This is a genomic window from Bacillus mojavensis, assembly GCF_012648005.1.
Lineage (GTDB): Bacteria > Bacillota > Bacilli > Bacillales > Bacillaceae > Bacillus > Bacillus mojavensis.
Map to the genome: position 1 here is coordinate 2,322,925 of NZ_CP051464.1, position 18,199 is coordinate 2,341,123.

Consider the following 18,199-nt stretch of genomic DNA (forward strand, 5'->3'; position numbering starts at 1 on the left):
ATTTCTCAGGCATAAAAAAAGACAAACGCGCTCTTCCTTTTGTTTTTTCATCGAAACTGCTTACATTTTACCATATGTCGTGCAGCCGCTTCAAATAAGGATCGTTTTAGTGGTCTCTTGCCGCAATTAAATCACAAAGCTCATACAAAAGGTCTTTTTGAAGGGAGAGACCGCCAATCAAGCGCTTTGCTTCTTCTATGTGACCGTCCAATTTCTTTTTGGCCCCTTCCAGTGACAGAAGTGACGGATACGTTGATTTTTCGTTCGTTGTATCCGAGCCGACACGTTTGCCGATTTTCTCTTCACTGCCTTCTACATCTAAAATGTCGTCTCTGATTTGAAAACCGATTCCAATGTGGCTGCTGAAGGCGCGCAATGTTTCAATTTCTTCCTCAGGTGCATCCGCCAAAATAGCGCCGGCGATGACGCCAAAACCGAGCAGTTTGGCTGTTTTCCGTTCATGAATGGATTCAAGTTCTTCAAGCGTGACCTGACGATTTTCTGCTTCCATATCGGCGATCTGCCCCCCGACCATGCCCTCGGTTCCCGCCGCTGAAATCAGTTCATTCACAAGACGAAGTCGCTTCTCAGCAGATACCTCGTCTGACACATGGGACGTAATCAGCTTAAAGCTTTCCGTAAGCAGCCCGTCTCCCGCTAAAACAGCCGTGGCTTCACCAAATACTTTATGGTTTGTCGGTTTTCCGCGGCGCAGATCATCATCGTCCATGCAAGGCAGATCATCATGAATTAAGGAATACGTGTGAATCATTTCAACAGCGCACCCGACTGGGATACCGTCTTTTTCACTTTTTCCGTATGCATTCAAAACCGCCAGCACGATGAGAGGCCGCAGCCGCTTTCCTCCGGCCTCAAGGGAATACAGCATAGATTTCTTTAATGAATCTGGGATATTAAGGTTTTCTGTATATACAAAGAGCTGTTCTTCAACCGCTTTTTTACGCTCCGCCAGAAAACTAGCTAATTTATTTGTCACCTTCGTCTTCCTCCTGAACACTAAAAGGTGCCAGTTCGCCGTCTTCTTTTAAAATGAAGTCCATTTGCTTCTCTACTTTTTGAAGCTTTTCATGGCACATTTTTGAAAGGGCCATTCCTTCTTGAAAGTAGTTAATTGCTTGCTCCAGAGGCACATCGCCTTCTTCAAGCTTTGATACAATGCTTTCTAAGCCTTTCATCGCTTCTTCAAACGTCATGTTTTCATTTTTTTTCATGTCTGTCATTATTCTTCCCCTCTCTTATTTAATACTTCACAGGTCAGCACGCCATCCTTCAGCTTTACCTCCAGATGGTCTTTCTCTTCTACCTGACTGACGCTTTTTATGAGTTCATCTTCCTTATAAGCCAAGCTGTATCCTCTTTCCATAATTTGAAGGGGACTTAACGCGTTCAGCTTGCCCAGAACGGTTTGAAACTGAGAATGCAGCTGCTTCATTTGGATATTCATATTTTTTTTAAGCTGATTCGTTTGATCCTCATACCGCTTTCTGGCCTGCTTCAGCTGTTCATGGGGATGCAGCGCCTCTAATCTGTAAGTTTCTCGCTCAAGCTGTCTGCTTTTCCGGTCCAAAAGAGCGGTAAGCTGAGCTTGAAACTGCTGGTAAGCAAGGTCAAACTGCTGCTCTTTTTGCTCAAACAGCCGCTTAGGAAAGCGAAATGCATATGAGGATTGAAGTGTTTGAACCCGTTCTTTTTTTTGGTTGAGATGCTGCTGCATCGCTCTTGACATCCTGACTTCCGCCGTTTTCGTCCGTTCCATTAAATCAGTGGTATGCGGCACTGCAATCTCAGCTGCCCCTGTAGGTGTCGCCGCTCTGATATCCGCAACAAAATCACTGATGGTAAAATCCGTCTCATGGCCGACAGCTGATATGATCGGTATGTTGGAAGCAAAGATCGCACGCGCTACGATTTCTTCGTTAAACGCCCACAGTTCTTCAATTGATCCGCCGCCTCTTCCGACAATTAATACGTCGCACATCTGTTTTTCATTCGCCTCTTCAATGCGCCTAACGATGGATCTGCTCGCATGTTCGCCCTGAACGAGCGCTGGAAGTACAATGACTTTTACAAGGGGATATCTTCTTTTTAGAGTTGTAATGACATCTCTGACAGCAGCACCTGTGGGTGATGTCACAACCCCGATTGTGGCTGGAAATGCGGGGATTTGTTTTTTGTAACGTTCGTCAAATAAACCTTCTCCGGCTAGCTTCTTTTTTAATTCTTCATACGCTAAATAAAGCGCTCCGACCCCGTCAGGCTGCATTTCTTTTGCATATAATTGATAGTTTCCGCTCGGTTCGTATACGGAAATTCCGCCTCTCACCAGCACTTTCATCCCGTTTTCCGGTTTAAAAGGAAGACGCTCGCTCTGTCTGGCGAACATGACTGACTGCATCCGGGCGTTTTCATCTTTTAATGTGAAATAAATATGGCCTCTCGTGTGTATTTTTACATTCGATAATTCGCCTTTAATCCAAATATTTTCAAGGTGAGGATCTACATCGAATTTTCGTTTTATATACTTTGTCAGCGCTGAGACAGTAACATACGCTGTTTCACCCATGTCTCAAACTCCTCTCGTAAGCATTCCTGCACCATAACTAAAGAAAACCCGCCCTGGCTTAAGGAGCCTGAAGAAGCGGGTATCGTGCTCATTATCCAGAGGCAGTGCTTTGTTCCATCTCTGAATATCTCCAAAGATCTATAATAACGTACGTTTCGCAGATTTAACAGTATTATGCGCAAGCATCGTGATGGTCATAGGACCGACTCCGCCTGGAACAGGTGTAATAAAGGATGCTTTTTCCTTCGCTCCTTCAAACTCTACGTCTCCGCAAAGCTTTCCGCTTTCCAAACGGTTAACGCCGACGTCAATTACGATGGCGCCTTCTTTTATCTGGTCAGCAGTGATAAAGTTGGCTTTACCGACCGCCACCACCAGGATGTCCGCTTTTTTCGTATGTTCAGATATATCTTTTGTTCTTGAATGACAGTATGTCACTGTCGCGTTTTCATTTAATAAAAGCTGGCCGACAGGTTTACCGACAATATTGCTTCGGCCGACTACAACAACCTCTTTACCGGAAAGGTCAATATTGGTTTTCTTCAAAAGCTCAACAATTCCGTGCGGCGTGCAAGGAAGAAATGTATCTTCACCTAATAGCATTTTCCCTACATTTAACGGATGAAAACCGTCTACATCCTTATCAGGAGAAATACGTTCAATCACCGCTTTTTCAGAAATATGGTCTGGAAGCGGAAGCTGAACGAGAATTCCGTGAAACTCAGGGTCTTCATTGTATTTGTCAATAATCGAAAGCAGCTCAGCTTCTGTGAGGCTGCTGTCGAATTGATCAAGCTTAAAATTCATGCCCATTGTTTCTGCCGCTTTTTTCTTTCCCCGCACGTAAGAATGAGAAGCTGGGTCATCTCCAATCAGAATAACCGCCAGGCCGGGAGTGACGCCTTGCTTTTTAAGCTCTTCTACCTCTTTTGCCAATTGTTCGCGTTTTTCTTTTGCCGTTTCTTTTCCGTCGATGATTGTTGCAGTCATTTTCTTTCCTCCTATGATTGTTCAATATCAGATTTAATGTTAGAAAGAACCCCGTTTACAAATTTTGTCGCTTTGTCATCACCAAACCGTTTCGCCAGCTCAATCGCTTCGTTCATGGAGACATTTACCGGAATGTCTTCGGCATATGCCATTTCGTATGCTGCCAGACGCAAAATCGCACGGTCAACATTGGCAATCCGATCAAGCTTCCAATTCACCAGATGTTTCGAAATCATTTCATCCAGCTGAATCTGGTGTTCCAATACCCCGTGTACAAGCTGTTCAAAGAAAGGATCTGTCTTTTCTTCATCTAATGCGTGCTCAATGGCTTCATTCACTGCAATATCGCTGACATCAATTTGAAATAGTGCCTGCAAAGCTTTTTCTCTTGCTGTTCTTCTTTTCATTTTCTTTCTCCTTTGATCCTCTTTATCTGCTTGTCGTTAAGCCATAAAGAGATCATAACATATTTTTTTCGTATCCGCATATTGAAATCAAGGTTTTTGACCCTATTACCGAATATTTTCACAAACCTTCATATGATCATTCGGATTTCACGATCATGAAGAAACTCGGCTGACTTGAGCCGGCTTTCTTCATGCTTTGAAATAAAGGGTAACGTGTAAAAAAACCAAAGGGCCGCCCTCCCCTTGGTTTCCTGTTAAGCCATTTTACATTTCTTCGTCGATTTCGACTTCCTGGGCTTTTGTGTCAAATTGAATGCCGACGATGTGAATATTGATCTCGTTAATTGAAAGAGACGTCATATTTAATAAGGTTTGACGAATGTTTTCCTGAACGGCCGCTGCGACTTTCGGAATAGAAACGCCGAATGCGACAACACAGTAGACATCGATCGTAATTCCGTCATCCGCCAAGTCGACTTTTACACCTTTGCCATGGTTTACTTTGCCGAAGCGCTCGACGACGCCTGTCGCAAAGTTTCCGCGCATTTCAGCAACGCCGTCAACTTCAGAAGCCGCAATACCGGCAATCACCTCAATGACTTCCGGCGCGATCTCAACCTTACCTAAATGCGTGTCTTCATGATCCATCTTAAGCAAGCTGTTGTCTTTCATTCAATTCACCTCCGTAAAAATTATGAGCCCATTACATCATATGTTTCTAAAAATTTCGTATTAAACTCTCCACTAACAAATGTTTCGTGTTCAAGCAGTTTGATGTGGAACGGGATTGTTGTTTCTATGCCTTCGATGACGAATTCGCTTAGTGCGCGCTTCATGCGGGCAACCGCTTCATCTCTCGTTTTTCCGTATGTGATTACTTTCGCAATCATGCTATCGTAGTACGGAGGGATGGTATAGCCCGGATACGCGGCTGAATCTACACGGACACCTAAACCGCCCGGCGGCAGATACATTTTAATTTCACCAGGTGACGGCATGAAGTTTTTGCTTGGGTTTTCCGCATTAATTCGGCATTCGATGGCCCAGCCTTCAAATACAACATCTTCTTGCTTGAGGCTGAGTTCCATTCCTGATGCAACTCTGATTTGTTCCTTAATCAGGTCTGTTCCTGTCACCATTTCTGTAACTGGGTGCTCTACTTGAATTCTTGTGTTCATTTCCATGAAGTAGTAGCGCTGTTCTCTGTAGTCATAAATAAATTCAACTGTTCCCGCGCCTGTGTAGCCAACTGCTTTTGCAGCCTTAACCGCCGCTTCACCCATCTGCTCTCTGATTTCTGAATCAAGCGCAGGAGATGGTGATTCTTCCAAAAGCTTTTGAAGGCGTCTTTGAATCGAGCAGTCACGTTCGCCCAAATGAATGGTATTTCCATAATTATCGGCAAGCACTTGGATCTCAACATGACGAAAATCCTCTATGTATTTTTCGATGTAAACACCAGGATTTCCAAATGCAGTTGCAGCTTCCTGCTGAGTAATCTTAATGCCGTTAATCAGTTCCTCTTCGGTGCGCGCAACCCTGATTCCTTTTCCGCCTCCGCCTGCGGTGGCTTTTATAATTACAGGATACCCAATTTCATTAGCTAGCGAAACCGCTTCTTCCACATTTTCTATAATCCCTTGTGAACCTGGAACAATCGGCACGCCCGCCTGTTTCATCGTCTCCCGCGCAACGTCTTTTGTTCCCATTTTTGAAATGGCCTCAGCGCTAGGGCCGACAAACGTGACATTCACTTCTTCACATAATTCCGCGAAGTCGGCGTTTTCAGCTAGAAATCCGTAGCCCGGGTGAATAGCGTCTGTACCGGTCAGCTTGGCGACACTTACGATATTTGTAACGTTTAGATAGCTGTCTTTTGATGCTTTCGGTCCGATACAAAAAGCCTCATCAGCCATTTGTACATGCAGGGCATCTTTATCAGCTTCTGAATAAACGGCGACAGTCTCAATACCGAGCTCTTTGCAGGCTCTGATGATTCTGACAGCAATTTCTCCTCTGTTGGCGATCAATAGCTTTTTTATCATGTTAAGTCTCCTTACTCTGCTTTTACAAGAAATAGAGGTTGTCCATACTCAACCAGCTGGCCGTTTTCAACTAACACTTCAACGATTTCGCCTTTTACTTCCGCTTCGATTTCGTTAAATAGCTTCATTGCTTCTACAATGCAGACAACAGTGTTTTCATTTACTATAGAGCCTGCTGTTACATAAGGGCCGGCTTCCGGTGATGAAGAAGCATAAAATGTTCCCACCATCGGTGATTTGATTTGGTGCAGGTTTTCATCTTGTTTCGGCGCCTCTTGTGCAGGTGCCGGCGCTGCTTGCTGCGCTTGCGGTGCTGCTGCTTGTACAGGTGCTGCCGGCGCTTGCTGCATCACTTGAACAGTGCCCGCTTCGTGTTTTTTCAGTTTTAGGGAAACACCTTCATTTTCATATACGAATTCATCAATTGAAGATTCGTCAATTGTTTTAATCAGTTCGTGGATTTCTTTAATATTTAACATTCAATCGCACTCCTATGTATGAAATTTCTTTTTTATAGGTTACTACTAAAAGTACATACTATGTTTATCTTACAGGAGCGGACTTTTGAATTCAACTCTAATATGACTGGCATGCAAAAAGCCCGCGTTTCGGCGGGCGGTTGTTCATTAACTATTTGGAAGGCTCAAATGTGACCGCAACGTCTTTCATCGTTTTAATTTCTTTGGCAACAAGGTCTATGATCGCTGTAGCTTTAGATTTAGAGTGTTTGTCAGATTTGACCGTGATGTTGATTTTGTCTCCTTCCGCATTTACGAGGGCATCTTCATAGCCTTGTGTTTTAATCAGTGTTTCAAGCTGTTTTTCTGTTCCTTCCGCTTCACTGAGGGCTGTCATTTTATCATATGCTTCGCTCTTTTCCTTTGCTGTTGCATCGTCGCTGGATACGATCGCATTCAGTTCTTCCCGTTCTTTGCTTCTGGCATCTTCCAAATCAAGGCGGTATGTTGTGAAAAGATCATCGTCGGCGGTTTCGGTCACAACCGTTCCTTTTTCACTCGCTTCAGCGGAAGTTTCTTTGTCTGAAGAAGAATCTTTCGTACCCTTTGTTCCGTCTTCTTTTTCTGTTTCAGTACCGTTTTTTTCCTTTGTGTCTTCCTTGGCAGGTGTTTTTTCAGTTGCTACTTCACCGCTGTCTGACGGGCTTTTTTCACTTTGCATCTGCACCGCGTTTTTACTTTCAGGCGACATGATATAATAAACACTTAACACCACAACAAGACTGAGCATTGTTAACAGCCAAACAGTTTGTTTTTTGAGCATTTATGAATCCTCCTTTATTTTTTTAGGGGCAACCGCAACCCGGTGGCTTGGAACATCCAGGACCCGTGTCACCGCTTCAATAATGGTTTGTTTTATTTGAACGTTGTCCACTCCTTGAGCAACAACGAGTACACCGCGTATATCCGGTTTTTTCGTTTGAACAACAACAGGTGTTTCTTTATCCCCATTCCTGATCATAACGATTTCTTCCTCTGATGTTTGATCCGTCACGCTTCTAGTTCCGCCTTCTTTGTCTGTTTCTTCAGTTGTTGTATTTTTGCTTGATTTGTTTTTTTCATACACCTTCAGTGACGTTGCGTCCACATTAACCACAACCGAGACATCCTCCACGCTGATAATGGTTTCAAGAATTTCCTTCAGCTGGTTTTCATATTCTTTTTCATAATCGCCAATAGAGTTTTTAGGATCATCAGATTTTGAGGCCTTAAACACTTCAGCTGTTTTCTCTTTGCTGTCCGCCGAATCAGCTGATGCCGGTGCTGTTATGGTCTGGGCGTTTTCCGTTTTCTCCGGTGAAGAAAAGAGCTGGCTGACAAGCATAAAGGAGACGCCGAGAACAAAAACGAACAGAAAGTAATGATATTTGGTCAGCTTCGGTTTTTCGCCGCCCTTCGATTGCCCCGGAAGAAACTGCTTTTTCAATACGTTCCATAATCCGTTTTTATTCATTGCCGATCCTCTCCCCGCCTTCCATATGAACCGTAATTTTCTCACTGCCGATTTCCCAGATGTCTGCAAGCTTTCCCTGAATCTGTTTAGCTTCTTTTTGTTCCGCTGTATCTTTTGTGACGTATGCATGATCCGTATTAATGTCGACCGGCGCGACCGTTTGGACCGTTTTTTCAGAAGACGGGGCCATATACACGCTGATTGTTTTGATATCCTCTTCTGAATCTACTTTTTCTCCTGCCGTGATCTTGATTTGGTCTACTTTATATTCGTCATGACTGAACATCTCCTCCGCTTTCTTTTTTAGTTGGACAGCCATTTCTTCTAAAATATATGCGCGCTGGGAAGCTTGTATTTCTATTTTTTTTGAATTGATCTGATTTTTTATTTCGGCAGATTCCGATTGCCCGTTTTTTGTGAGGTATTCAAAGATGACTTCGGGGTCTGTTTTGAAAAGCTTAAAAATTGGAGTAAGCATGACGACGATCAGCAGCAGGCTGATGACCATTTTTGCGTACTTTTGCATGCTGGAGCTCGGCAGCAGCATATCAATGACGATTGCAAATAGGATAAATAAGACGATGCTGGTAAGCCATTCAGTTAGAAAACTCATCCGTCAGCCTCCTTTACTTCATCATCATCGTGAGGTTTCCGGCTGTAATAATGACGGTAAGGCTTAAAAAAAACATGAGAGACACAATGGCGAGAGCCGCAAAAATATAAATGACGCTTTTGCTGATGACATCGAGACAGGTAATGACCGGACCGCCGCCGAGCGGCTGAAGAATCGCGGCTGCCAGCTTGTAAATAAAAGCGAGAGAAAGCACTTTGATTGCCGGGAAAGCCGCAATACAAATCAAAATGGCGACACCTAGAATTCCTACCGTATTTTTCAGCAATAAGGAAGCGCTGATCACTGTATCCGTTGCGTCAGTAAACATTCTTCCAAGAACAGGGATGAAGTTGCCGGTAATAAACTTAGCCGTCCTGAGCGTAATGCCGTCTGTCACTGCCGCCGAGGCCCCCTGCACAGAAATGACGCCGAGAAACACAGTGAGAAAGACTGCCAGCGCTCCGATGGCGATATTCCTGAGAAGGTTGGCCAACTGAGTTACTTTGTACTGTTCTGTCATTGTACTGACAATGCTCAGAATCGCTGATAAGAAAATCAGCGGCATGACGATGTTTTGAATCAGCAGACCGCTCGTATTCATAAGAAAGAGTATAACAGGATGAAAGAAGGCCGCAGATACAGCTCCTCCAGAGGAAGCCAAAAGCGCCAGCAGGAGAGGAATGAGAGCCAAAATAAAACTGGTCATCGTCTGAATCGCCTCTGTCGCATAATTGATCGCTACATGAAAGCTGTTCAGCGCGAGGATAATCAGCACCATATAGACAATTGCGTAGGCAACCTTGCTGACTGTGCTTTGCTGAAATGCATTTTGCAGCAGTTGAAGAATGACGCAGAAAATCGTCAGCAAAATCAACGTGCCGAGAAGCTTTCCATTGGCAAGCACTTCATGAAACAAATAAGAAAAGAGAGCCTTCAGCCATTCTTGCGGTGAAAAGGATTTATCGCCGTTTATAAACTCAAGCAAACTTCCTTTTTGACTTTCCGGCAGCAGGCCGCCGTACTCCGTCATTATGTCATTCCAAAATTCACCGATCTTGTCTGTTTCAAGCGACTCTGCCGTTTTTTCAGCCAATTGCTTCGGCGTTTCGGTATGTTCTTCTGTTTGGACCGAATCGTCTGCAGCTTGTACAGTTTCTGCGCATCCTAATACGAGCAGCACCGCAAGAACCAACGCCCATTGAAAACGCTTCAATCTGCCGCCTCCTTTCGGTTATGACATGGAAGGTATAAGTCCGAGAATCGTTTCAATAATCACGGTTAAAATAGGAACAGCCATAACGAGAATCAGAATTTTTCCCGCCAATTCTATTTTCGAGGCAATGGCTCCTTGACCGGCATCCTTGGTGAGCTGCGCCCCGAATTCAGCAATATAGGCGATTCCGATAATCTTTAAAATCGTTTCAACATATACCATGTTGACATTGGCGTTGACGGCTATTTTTTCAATCATTCTGATAATGTCGTAGATTTGATCTACCAGATAAAGAAAAATAACACATCCGGCAAATACGATAATTAAAAAGGCAAATGTCGGCTTTTGTTCTTTCACGATCAAAGAAAGGAAGGTGGCGATTAGCCCTAAACCTACAATTTGAACAATGTCAATCTGCAAGCCCCCCTATCCTTGAAATAAAAACACAGCTTTTATCTTTTTAAAGAGGTCATCCACAATGGTGGCGACCATAAATAAAATATAGATAAAACCTAACAGCGTCACCCACTGGGCGTACTCTTTTTTTCCCATCTGATCCAAAATCGTGTGTAAAAACGCGACCACGATTCCCACTCCGGCGATTTGAAAAATGACATTCACGTCTACTCCCATTTTATTTTTGCTCCCCTCATGTTTACATCAATAGAAGAATGAGTAACAAGCCCGCTAAAAAGCCTAAACTTTTTATCATCTTTTCATTTTTCGCTTGTGCCTGCTCAGCATCCGCTTCCGAGGCCTCTAAGTGTGTAAGTGCCAGCTTGATATGTTTTTGCTGTGAGATTCGATCGTGAATCCCAAGCGTCTCGCCGAATTGTTTCAGCACATCATATTCAGCTTTTTTCAGTGACATGTTGTCCCACACTTTCTTTAAGCTTTGCTCCCATGCCGTTTTAGCGGAATCACTGCCTTTTTCCAGCTGTTCGCTAAAACTGAGAAATAGGGCCGAAACTGGCTGCGCAAGCTGTTTTGCGATCTGCTGCGAAGCAGTATGAAGCGGTGTATGGCCGTACATGATTTCTGCCTCAAGGGATTGTAGCGCCGCACGCAGCTGACGGATTTGCCTCGGCCGTTCTGTATAAATTTTCGCCGTCTCGAAACCTGTCCATGTTGTCGCAGCTACTATGAATACAGCGCCTAACAGCTTCAGCATGTCTTCACGTCCCTCGTTCCCGAAAGCACGTTTCCGTCTTTGTCATAAATACGGCTTATCGTGCCCGGCCCCTTCGTTCTGGATAATTCCAAATAGCGGTCAAAGGCTTTTTCTTCCCACAGACGCTTTAATGAAGGCCGCTTCATTAGATCAGAAATACTCCAGCCATGCGCGGATACGATGACCGAGACACCGGCATGCAGCGCCTCGAGAAGTGCGTCTGTATCCTCCGCTCTTCCGATTTCATCGACAATTATCACCTCGGGACTCATGGACCGGATCATCATCATCAGCCCCTCTGCCTTCGGACAGGCATCTAATACGTCAATTCTCTGTCCGAATTGATGCTGCGGAATGCCGCGCAGGCACCCGGCAATTTCTGAGCGTTCATCGACGATGCCAGTCTTTACGGGCGCAATGCGGTTCTTGCCGCTGCTCGCAAGTCTGGCAAGATCCCGAAGCAGGGTTGTTTTACCGGTTTGCGGCGGACCGATAATCAATGTATTCAACCAGCCGTTTTGATGCAGATAAGTAAGCAGCGGCTCTGCAATTCCGAGCTTTTGCCGGGCAATTCGTATATTAAAAGACGCAATGTCACGGAGACCCTTCACTCCTCCGTTTTCTGTAATGACTCTGCCTGCAAGTCCGACTCTGTGACCGCCCCTAATGGTGACATACCCTTTCTTCAGCTCTTCTTCGAGCGTATACATACTATAATTGCTCAGCCGGCTGAGGATCAGATGGGCATCCTCGGCCGTTCCCGCATAGGACAAAAAAAGAGGTTGTCCTTTTCGTATCAGTTCAACAGGGCGGTTAACCCGAATTCTGATTTCTTCGATTTCCAGCCATTGATGTTCCGGTATTTCAGAAAGGGCGTTTTTCATGGATTCAGGGAGAACGTCAGCAATTTCATTCAACAGAGTCTCCTCCTTTCTACCGATCGGCTTCTTTAAAATGTATGATGTGAGGCAGACTTTATGACAAGCCTCTCTTTATTTATGGACACCCGCTAAAATCAAAACGACACCCGTAAAAATCAAGATCAGCTTTGCGTATGACAGCTGCCCGGCAATTTGGTAGATTCCCACAGTCATGGTAATGATAAAAATCAGCGGACCGACAATAGCAAGTATGCTGTTGACCACAACCGCTTTGCGGACATCATTTGTCACAAGCATCACAATCGCGGCCGTCAGCTCAATCATGGAGGATAAAACTCGCAATCCGGCCATCGTCAAAACAGTAGAATTGATATTTCCAAGAAAAAATTTCATAGCACTCTCCCAACCTCCCATTTTTTTATATGATATGCTCTAGCTTGCGGAAGTAGTCTTGCCATTTTCGTATAAAAGAAAGATTCTGTTTTTGCGTACAAAAAAAGCCTGCTCCCAATTGGGAACAGGCCTCTTTTTTCTCCTTACGCTCTTGAAACGTAAGAACCATCTGATGTGTTGACTACAAGTGTGTCGCCTTCATTGACAAAGAACGGCACGTTTACAACAAGACCAGTTTCGGTTTTCGCAGGTTTTGTACCGCCTGATGCCGTATCACCTTTAATGCCAGGTTCAGTCTCTACCACTTTCAGCTCAACCGTGTTCGGTAGTTCGATACCGAGTGTTTCATCTTGGTACATCATGATGTGTACAGACATATTTTCAAGCAGATATTTTAATTCCTCTTCAATTTGAGTTTCACTCAGTTCAAGCTGTTCATAAGAACTTGTATCCATGAACACGTGCTGGTCTCCGTTCGCATATAAGTATTGCATTGTTTTTGTTTCGATTTGCGCTTTTGCCACTTTTTCACCAGCACGGAATGTTTTTTCCTGAATCGCGCCGGTACGCAGGTTGCGAAGTTTAGAACGAACAAATGCCGCGCCTTTACCCGGTTTTACGTGCTGGAAGTCAACAACGCGCCAAATGCCGCCATCCACTTCAATTGTTAATCCTGTACGGAAATCGTTTACTGAAATCATGTTTAATGTCCTCCTATATTCCAATCACAAAATAATGAGTTCTTTTGGGGAATGGGTAATTGTCCGGTTGCCGTTTTCTGTAATCACGATGTCATCTTCAATTCGGACACCGCCTGTTTCTGGTATGTAAATGCCCGGCTCCACTGTAACCACCATGCCCGGTTCAAGGATAGCTGAAGATCTGACGGACAGCCCCGGCGACTCATGAACTTCCATGCCGAGCCCATGCCCGGTTGAATGGCCGAAGTACTCACCGTAGCCTTTTGCAGCGATATGATCCCTTGTCAGGGCATCAGCCTCTTTGCCTGTCATGCCCGGCTTAATATGTTCGACGCCACGTGCCTGAGCATCAAATACGACCTGATAAATTTCTCTCAATTGATCACTTGGCTGGCCTACAGCGACCGTACGGGTAATGTCAGAACAATATCCTTTATAGTAAGCGCCAAAATCCAGCGTAACAAGATCCCCACTTTCAATCAGTTTGTCACTCGCCACCCCATGGGGAAGGCTTGACCGAAGGCCTGAGGCGACAATCATATCAAAAGAAGAGCTGTCCGCTCCTTGGCTTCTCATATAAAATTCCAATTCATTGGCAACAGCTATTTCAGAAATGCCGGGTTTCATAAACGTCAAGATATGGCTGAAAGCATCATCTGCAATCTTCGCAGCTTCCTCTAATATCTTAATCTCTTCATTAGACTTAATCAAGCGCAACTTTTCCACGGATTCAGCCACAGGCACTAATTCAGCCTCACTGATAACCGCGTTATATGACGCGTATGTACCGTAGGTCATACTGTTTTGTTCAAAACCGAGGCGTTTGATGCCGAATTTTTCAATTGTGTCGGCAGTTGTTTGAATCAGGCTGCCGCCGTGCTCGATGATTTCAAAGCCCTTTACCTGAACCTTCGCCTGCTCCGTATAACGGAAATCCGTAATAAACGCAGCCCTGTCCCCGGATATGACAGCTAAGCCCGCTGACCCTGTAAAACCGGTCATATAGCGTAAATTGATGCTGCTTGTAATCAGCATTCCGTCTATCCCCAGCTGTTCGAACAAGTTTCTTAATTTCTCAAGTTTCATCTTTATTCTCCCCCTTGCTGGCTTAATAAATAGCGAACAGCAAGCTTGTAGCCTTCAGATCCAAGGCCGACAATCTGCCCTTTCGCAACAGGAGCGATCACTGACTGATGCCTGAATTCTTCTCTGGCGTATAAGTTTGATAAATGCACCTCTACCACAGGAAGACTGATGCTTGAAACAGCATCCCTGATTGCATAGCTGTAATGGCTCAGCGCGCCCGGGTTCAAAACAATTCCGTCATATTGTTCCTCAGCCTCGTGTATGGCGTCTATCAAATCGCCTTCATGATTAGACTGGAAGAAAGTAAGCTGAATATGTAAGGCTTCAGCAAATTGAAAAAGATCTGTTTCAATATCTGTCAGGGTGTGACGCCCAAATACATCCGGCTCACGCTTCCCCAGCCGATTGACATTCGGGCCGTTCAAAATCAAAAAATGAGGCACACGGCTCTCTCCTTTTCGCTAGGGTTTCTCATGTAAAAAATGTTCACTTCTCGTGAACATTTTATCATAACAGAAAAGGATAATACACTATTCTCTCTGTGTTCCCAGCGCACGTGCCAGCTTTTCCGAGTTCAGCTCATTGTATTCAAATGAAATGGAATAGCCGACAAACAGCCCGTAAAGCAGATAGATGCAAATCGTTGTAATAATCGTATCTGATTTCAATTCAGTTACGGCACGCACATCCTGGAAAATCGGGTTAAACACAAAAAACACGAGCAGCCAAAGCAGCAAGCCGTATAAAATACCAGGCCACATCGTTTTCAAGCGTTTCAAGAGAAGATAATAAAGAAACGCCCCGCCAATCGAAATGATGCCAATCACAATGATGCTGATAATCGTTCCTAAACCATGTTTTTTCCACTCTCCGAGCACGAACGGCTGCAATATCATATTAGGGCTGATTTCCGAAAAATGAAATAAGTAGGCGATATAACCGACGAAACTCCATAATACGCCTCCGCAAAAACCCGTCGCCGCTACCCTGCCGCCCATTGGCACAGGCGGTCCCTGATCCTCTATTGTTTGTTCGTTTTGATCTGTATTTTTTTCACTTGTCATTACGGCACCTCCTTGTTAAAGTGTGCCCAAAAAATGAAATGTCAATAAAAAAGCTCACACATTTTGACAGAAGCGAGTAAAATTTGAAAATAACGGGTATACTGCATGTAGAAAAAGCTAGGCGCTGGCAAATTTTGAGCCTGTCAATCTAGAGGTTTAGCGCTGTTTCCTGTACAATAGAGTGAAAGGAAATGGTTAGCAATCCTAAAGAAATAGGCAGGTTGATGAATATGTCAAAACATAAAATCCCGCCCGCTTACGGCGGGCAGGCGGTTGTGGAAGGCGTTATGTTTGGCGGAAAACACCATTACGTTACGGCCATCAGAAGAACAGACGGAAGCATTGATTTCTTCAAGCTTCCCCGGAAACACAATCCGAAGCTGAACATGGTAAAAAAAATACCATTTATAAGAGGGATCGCAGCTATTATTGAAGCGAGCGCTAACGGCACAAAGCATTTGAATTTTTCGAGTGAACGCTACGGACTTGATCCGTCTGAGGACGAGACGCTTAAGGAAGAAAAAAAATCCTCGGGACTGTCAATGTATCTCAGCCTCGCAGTGATCGGCGTCTTATCCTTTTTGTTCAGTAAATTCGTATTTACATTGGTTCCTGTTTTCTTAGCTGAACTGACAAGACCGGTTTTTCCATCGGACACAGCGCAAATCGCAGTTGAAAGTCTGTTCAAATTGATTTTGCTGCTCGGTTATATTTATTTTTTATCCATGACACCGCTGATTAAAAGAGTGTTTCAATATCATGGAGCCGAACATAAGGTCATAAACTGTTATGAACAGAATTTGCCAATTACTGTAGAGAACGTTCAAAATCAATCACGGCTTCATTACCGCTGCGGGTCCAGCTTTATTTTATTTACCATTATTGTCGGTATGTTTGTATACTTGCTTGTTCCGACAGATCCGCTTTGGTTGCGTGTTATAGATCGCGTCGCGCTCATACCGGTTGTCCTTGGGATTTCCTTTGAAGTTCTGCAGCTGACAAATAAAGTGCGTGATATTCCCGGTTTGAAATGTCTCGGATACCCGGGCCTCTGGCTTCAACTGTTAACGACTAAAGAACCTAAGGATGACCAAGTTGAAGTTGCAATCGAAAGCTTTAACGAGCTTCTCAGACTCGAAGAAAGATCTGAACAAAAAAAGCAGCCTTCTCACAACGTCATCTAATATCCGTTGCCCTGCTATTACTTTCGGAGGTGGACAGTTATGAATCATCGTGTACAACCTATTATTGCTGTATTAATTGCGCTGGGAGCGTTCGGTTTTCTCTATGTGCTGGTAACCAATCCCGGAGAAATGGCCAAAATGGCGATAACCGTCATCCTGGCAGGTATCATTATTTATTTTATTGTGAAATATGTAATGAATCGAAATACTGGCAGTGAAGGAGCGGCTTTTAAAAAAGCGGCCAAACAATCGCGGCGCCGGCTGAAAGAACAAAAAGCAAAGCACCGCGCCGGGCATAAGGGACGGGTGAGCCACCTGCGAAGCGTTCCAAGCGCCAGCAAGCCTAAGCCGATGATTCTCAAGAAAAAAAGCCAGACGCAGCTGACTGTCATAGAAGGGAAAAAAAATAAAAAGAAAAACAGAGCGCTTTTTTAATAGGTCCACTGCTTTAAAAACTGCTCTGTCCGACTTTTACCTAGCTCAATCAGGGCTAGTTTTTTTTGTTGTGTTAAATGAAATTCGGTCGCCATCACGTTGTCAACGGGAAGAAAAATGATATTTTGCTCATAGCGTGACGCGATATGCCTTGCGTCATGCGCATCCTTCATCGTTTCAAACAGAGCGCCAAACAGTTCAAAAGCGTTTCGGATATTTTTTTTCGGCCGTTCCCTTTCATTCGGCGCTAGCGTCACCCCGATGACAGGTCGTTTTCTTTCTTTGGAAAACAGCCATATGGGAAAATTGCTTAAAACGCCCCCATCCACAACTGTGGCGATTCCTGTATCTGTTTTTAATTTTATTGGTTCAAAAAAATAGGGAATGCTGCAGCTCATTCTTACCGCTCTGGCAACCGGAAACATATCCGGATTTAACCCGTAGCGGACCAAGTCGTCGGGCAGCACGATCATTGTGCCGTTAGTCAGATCCGAAGCGATGAGACGCAAAGAGCCTTTTTTCAAATCGCCAAAAACCCGCACGCCTTTCACTCTTAAAAGGTCAGCAATCCACTTTTCTAACATGTCTCCTTTAAACAAGCCCAGACGCCAATAAATGGACACCCATTGAAGCATTTTTAAGGGGAGAAATGAGTATCGCTGGTCCAGCAGGCTCTCTCCGTCCGCTTCTTCAATCAAAGCGTGAATTTCCTTACTTGAATAACCTGATGCAATAAAAGCGGCAATAACGGCGCCGGCGCTTGTGCCGGCAAGCCGTGCAAAGCGGAAGCCTTTTTCTTCAAGCGCTTCATACGCGCCGGCAAGCGCCACGCCTTTTACCCCTCCGCCAGAAAACACTCCGTCAATATACATCCCATACCCTCCCCCTCCATCCGATGGTTTACTATCATTTTAAGAAAAAACACGAAGAAATAGACCAATGAATGAAGCAGGGCGCATTTCATCAAAAAAAGGCGGCCTCCTTTGAGACCCGCCTTTTTACTGATTATGATGTTCTGTTTTCTTTTGAATTGATTTTAGCTCTTTTTTACGCGCATCGTCTTCTTCAAAATATTGAACAAGATCACCGATGCGATCAATGCTGTTCCAGCTTAAATGATGCTCAATTCCTTCAACATCGTTATATATTTTCTCTTCATCAACACCAATGATTCTTAAAAACTGCTCAAGCAATTCATGTCTGTATACTAGCCGTTTGCCTATTTTCTTTCCTTTAGACGTTAGCACGAGACCGCGATATTTTTCATAAATTAAATATTCGTCTTTATCTAGTTTTTGAACCATTTTTGTTACAGAGGAGGGATGGACTGCCAATGCTTCCGCGATATCAGAAACCCTTGCATATCCTTTTTCTTCAATCAGCATATAAATCTGTTCAATGTAATCTTCCATACTTGGTGTCGTCATCGAAACCCTCCCAAAAAGCACCTTAACTTTATAA

The 18,199-nt window shown here is 44.3% G+C and carries 25 protein-coding genes; 2 read left to right on the plus strand and 23 right to left on the minus strand.

All coding sequences use genetic code 11. The features are described from left to right. Positions 1-106: 106 nt before the first annotated feature. The 21 genes from HC660_RS12080 to HC660_RS12180 form a co-directional block, all read right to left on the minus strand. The gene (locus HC660_RS12080) at positions 107-997 is read right to left on the minus strand and encodes a polyprenyl synthetase family protein (RefSeq protein ID WP_010334886.1); all 891 of its coding nucleotides are present in this window, start codon (positions 995-997) and stop codon (positions 107-109) included. Further along, complete coding sequence (locus HC660_RS12085) at positions 987-1,241, minus strand: exodeoxyribonuclease VII small subunit (protein ID WP_010334887.1); 255 nt, start codon at positions 1,239-1,241, stop codon at positions 987-989. The genes HC660_RS12080 and HC660_RS12085 overlap by 11 nt, the downstream gene beginning before the upstream one ends. Continuing rightward, a complete protein-coding gene (xseA, locus tag HC660_RS12090; RefSeq protein ID WP_168748215.1) occupies positions 1,241-2,584 on the minus strand; it encodes an exodeoxyribonuclease VII large subunit in 1,344 nt (447 codons plus the stop codon). The genes HC660_RS12085 and xseA overlap by 1 nt, the downstream gene beginning before the upstream one ends. A 138-nt stretch (positions 2,585-2,722) precedes the next feature. After that, positions 2,723-3,574 carry a bifunctional methylenetetrahydrofolate dehydrogenase/methenyltetrahydrofolate cyclohydrolase FolD gene (gene folD, locus HC660_RS12095; RefSeq protein ID WP_010334889.1) on the minus strand — a complete coding sequence of 284 codons (852 nt, stop codon included), beginning with the start codon at positions 3,572-3,574 and terminating at the stop codon, positions 2,723-2,725. An 11-nt stretch (positions 3,575-3,585) separates the two neighbouring features. Beyond that, positions 3,586-3,981: a transcription antitermination factor NusB gene (gene nusB, locus HC660_RS12100; protein ID WP_010334890.1), complete on the minus strand. Its 396-nt coding sequence runs from the start codon at positions 3,979-3,981 to the stop codon at positions 3,586-3,588. 264 nt (positions 3,982-4,245) lie between these two features. After that, the gene (yqhY, locus tag HC660_RS12105) at positions 4,246-4,653 is read right to left on the minus strand and encodes a fatty acid biosynthesis protein YqhY (RefSeq protein ID WP_010334891.1); all 408 of its coding nucleotides are present in this window, start codon (positions 4,651-4,653) and stop codon (positions 4,246-4,248) included. Between the two features lie 20 nt (positions 4,654-4,673). Further along, complete coding sequence (gene accC, locus HC660_RS12110) at positions 4,674-6,026, minus strand: acetyl-CoA carboxylase biotin carboxylase subunit (protein WP_010334892.1); 1,353 nt, start codon at positions 6,024-6,026, stop codon at positions 4,674-4,676. 11 nt (positions 6,027-6,037) lie between these two features. Next, positions 6,038-6,505 (minus strand): acetyl-CoA carboxylase biotin carboxyl carrier protein, encoded by a 468-nt coding sequence (gene accB / locus HC660_RS12115; protein ID WP_168748216.1) that lies wholly within the window; start codon positions 6,503-6,505, stop codon positions 6,038-6,040. 151 nt (positions 6,506-6,656) lie between these two features. Next, positions 6,657-7,307 (minus strand): stage III sporulation ratchet engulfment protein SpoIIIAH, encoded by a 651-nt coding sequence (gene spoIIIAH, locus HC660_RS12120; protein WP_010334894.1) that lies wholly within the window; start codon positions 7,305-7,307, stop codon positions 6,657-6,659. Further along, on the minus strand, positions 7,308-7,997 hold the full coding sequence (spoIIIAG, locus tag HC660_RS12125) for a stage III sporulation protein AG (RefSeq protein ID WP_168748217.1): 690 nt from the start codon (positions 7,995-7,997) through the stop codon (positions 7,308-7,310). Next, entirely contained in the window at positions 7,990-8,610 is a 621-nt protein-coding gene (gene spoIIIAF, locus HC660_RS12130) for a stage III sporulation protein AF (protein WP_010334896.1), read from the minus strand. Before spoIIIAF ends, spoIIIAG begins: the two co-directional genes overlap by 8 nt. A 13-nt stretch (positions 8,611-8,623) precedes the next feature. After that, positions 8,624-9,823, minus strand: a complete 1,200-nt coding sequence (spoIIIAE, locus tag HC660_RS12135) for a stage III sporulation protein AE (RefSeq protein WP_010334897.1) — start codon at positions 9,821-9,823, stop codon at positions 8,624-8,626. An 18-nt stretch (positions 9,824-9,841) separates the two neighbouring features. Further along, positions 9,842-10,243: a stage III sporulation protein AD gene (gene spoIIIAD, locus HC660_RS12140; protein WP_010334898.1), complete on the minus strand. Its 402-nt coding sequence runs from the start codon at positions 10,241-10,243 to the stop codon at positions 9,842-9,844. Positions 10,244-10,249: 6 nt separating this feature from the next. Further along, complete coding sequence (gene spoIIIAC / locus HC660_RS12145) at positions 10,250-10,456, minus strand: stage III sporulation protein AC (protein WP_003153142.1); 207 nt, start codon at positions 10,454-10,456, stop codon at positions 10,250-10,252. 22 nt (positions 10,457-10,478) lie between these two features. After that, entirely contained in the window at positions 10,479-10,994 is a 516-nt protein-coding gene (spoIIIAB, locus tag HC660_RS12150; RefSeq protein WP_024122020.1) for a stage III sporulation protein SpoIIIAB, read from the minus strand. Beyond that, complete coding sequence (gene spoIIIAA, locus HC660_RS12155; RefSeq protein ID WP_010334900.1) at positions 10,988-11,911, minus strand: stage III sporulation protein AA; 924 nt, start codon at positions 11,909-11,911, stop codon at positions 10,988-10,990. The genes spoIIIAB and spoIIIAA overlap by 7 nt, the downstream gene beginning before the upstream one ends. Before the next feature lie 75 nt (positions 11,912-11,986). After that, on the minus strand, positions 11,987-12,268 hold the full coding sequence (locus HC660_RS12160) for a YqhV family protein (protein WP_010334901.1): 282 nt from the start codon (positions 12,266-12,268) through the stop codon (positions 11,987-11,989). A gap of 143 nt (positions 12,269-12,411) precedes the next feature. Continuing rightward, entirely contained in the window at positions 12,412-12,969 is a 558-nt protein-coding gene (gene efp, locus HC660_RS12165) for an elongation factor P (RefSeq protein ID WP_024122022.1), read from the minus strand. A 24-nt stretch (positions 12,970-12,993) separates the two neighbouring features. Further along, complete coding sequence (papA, locus tag HC660_RS12170) at positions 12,994-14,055, minus strand: aminopeptidase PapA (protein WP_168748218.1); 1,062 nt, start codon at positions 14,053-14,055, stop codon at positions 12,994-12,996. Between the two features lie 2 nt (positions 14,056-14,057). Further along, entirely contained in the window at positions 14,058-14,498 is a 441-nt protein-coding gene (aroQ, locus tag HC660_RS12175) for a type II 3-dehydroquinate dehydratase (RefSeq protein WP_010334903.1), read from the minus strand. Positions 14,499-14,585: 87 nt separating this feature from the next. Then, positions 14,586-15,119 carry a YqhR family membrane protein gene (locus HC660_RS12180; protein ID WP_168748219.1) on the minus strand — a complete coding sequence of 178 codons (534 nt, stop codon included), beginning with the start codon at positions 15,117-15,119 and terminating at the stop codon, positions 14,586-14,588. A gap of 230 nt (positions 15,120-15,349) precedes the next feature. On the opposite strand from HC660_RS12180, the gene HC660_RS12185 reads away from it, so the two are divergent. Together HC660_RS12185 and HC660_RS12190 are read left to right on the plus strand one after the other, a co-directional pair. Then, positions 15,350-16,303: a DUF1385 domain-containing protein gene (locus HC660_RS12185; protein WP_168748220.1), complete on the plus strand. Its 954-nt coding sequence runs from the start codon at positions 15,350-15,352 to the stop codon at positions 16,301-16,303. A 39-nt stretch (positions 16,304-16,342) separates the two neighbouring features. Beyond that, a complete protein-coding gene (locus tag HC660_RS12190) occupies positions 16,343-16,738 on the plus strand; it encodes an SA1362 family protein (RefSeq protein WP_010334906.1) in 396 nt (131 codons plus the stop codon). On the opposite strand, the gene HC660_RS12195 is transcribed toward HC660_RS12190, so the two are convergent. After that, a complete protein-coding gene (locus HC660_RS12195) occupies positions 16,735-17,610 on the minus strand; it encodes a patatin-like phospholipase family protein (RefSeq protein ID WP_010334907.1) in 876 nt (291 codons plus the stop codon). The two genes, HC660_RS12190 and HC660_RS12195, sit on opposite strands and share 4 nt — an antisense overlap. A 126-nt stretch (positions 17,611-17,736) precedes the next feature. Further along, the gene (gene mntR, locus HC660_RS12200) at positions 17,737-18,165 is read right to left on the minus strand and encodes a transcriptional regulator MntR (RefSeq protein ID WP_010334908.1); all 429 of its coding nucleotides are present in this window, start codon (positions 18,163-18,165) and stop codon (positions 17,737-17,739) included. Positions 18,166-18,199: the final 34 nt, after the last annotated feature.

What these genes read in the sequence shown, in the direction of transcription:
- HC660_RS12085 (WP_010334887.1), bottom strand. Translation starts at nt 1,241, where the DNA reads ATGACAGACATGAAAAAAAATGAAAACATGACGTTTGAAGAAGCGATG.
- xseA (WP_168748215.1), bottom strand. Translation starts at nt 2,584, where the DNA reads ATGGGTGAAACAGCGTATGTTACTGTCTCAGCGCTGACAAAGTATATA.
- folD (WP_010334889.1), bottom strand. Translation starts at nt 3,574, where the DNA reads ATGACTGCAACAATCATCGACGGAAAAGAAACGGCAAAAGAAAAACGC.
- nusB (WP_010334890.1), bottom strand. Translation starts at nt 3,981, where the DNA reads ATGAAAAGAAGAACAGCAAGAGAAAAAGCTTTGCAGGCACTATTTCAA.
- yqhY (WP_010334891.1), bottom strand. Translation starts at nt 4,653, where the DNA reads ATGAAAGACAACAGCTTGCTTAAGATGGATCATGAAGACACGCATTTA.
- accC (WP_010334892.1), bottom strand. Translation starts at nt 6,026, where the DNA reads ATGATAAAAAAGCTATTGATCGCCAACAGAGGAGAAATTGCTGTCAGA.
- accB (WP_168748216.1), bottom strand. Translation starts at nt 6,505, where the DNA reads ATGTTAAATATTAAAGAAATCCACGAACTGATTAAAACAATTGACGAA.
- spoIIIAH (WP_010334894.1), bottom strand. Translation starts at nt 7,307, where the DNA reads ATGCTCAAAAAACAAACTGTTTGGCTGTTAACAATGCTCAGTCTTGTT.
- spoIIIAG (WP_168748217.1), bottom strand. Translation starts at nt 7,997, where the DNA reads ATGAATAAAAACGGATTATGGAACGTATTGAAAAAGCAGTTTCTTCCG.
- spoIIIAF (WP_010334896.1), bottom strand. Translation starts at nt 8,610, where the DNA reads ATGAGTTTTCTAACTGAATGGCTTACCAGCATCGTCTTATTTATCCTA.
- spoIIIAC (WP_003153142.1), bottom strand. Translation starts at nt 10,456, where the DNA reads ATGGGAGTAGACGTGAATGTCATTTTTCAAATCGCCGGAGTGGGAATC.
- spoIIIAB (WP_024122020.1), bottom strand. Translation starts at nt 10,994, where the DNA reads ATGCTGAAGCTGTTAGGCGCTGTATTCATAGTAGCTGCGACAACATGG.
- HC660_RS12160 (WP_010334901.1), bottom strand. Translation starts at nt 12,268, where the DNA reads ATGAAATTTTTTCTTGGAAATATCAATTCTACTGTTTTGACGATGGCC.
- efp (WP_024122022.1), bottom strand. Translation starts at nt 12,969, where the DNA reads ATGATTTCAGTAAACGATTTCCGTACAGGATTAACAATTGAAGTGGAT.
- papA (WP_168748218.1), bottom strand. Translation starts at nt 14,055, where the DNA reads ATGAAACTTGAGAAATTAAGAAACTTGTTCGAACAGCTGGGGATAGAC.
- HC660_RS12180 (WP_168748219.1), bottom strand. Translation starts at nt 15,119, where the DNA reads ATGACAAGTGAAAAAAATACAGATCAAAACGAACAAACAATAGAGGAT.
- HC660_RS12185 (WP_168748220.1), top strand. Translation starts at nt 15,350, where the DNA reads ATGTCAAAACATAAAATCCCGCCCGCTTACGGCGGGCAGGCGGTTGTG.
- HC660_RS12190 (WP_010334906.1), top strand. Translation starts at nt 16,343, where the DNA reads ATGAATCATCGTGTACAACCTATTATTGCTGTATTAATTGCGCTGGGA.
- HC660_RS12195 (WP_010334907.1), bottom strand. Translation starts at nt 17,610, where the DNA reads ATGTATATTGACGGAGTGTTTTCTGGCGGAGGGGTAAAAGGCGTGGCG.
- mntR (WP_010334908.1), bottom strand. Translation starts at nt 18,165, where the DNA reads ATGACGACACCAAGTATGGAAGATTACATTGAACAGATTTATATGCTG.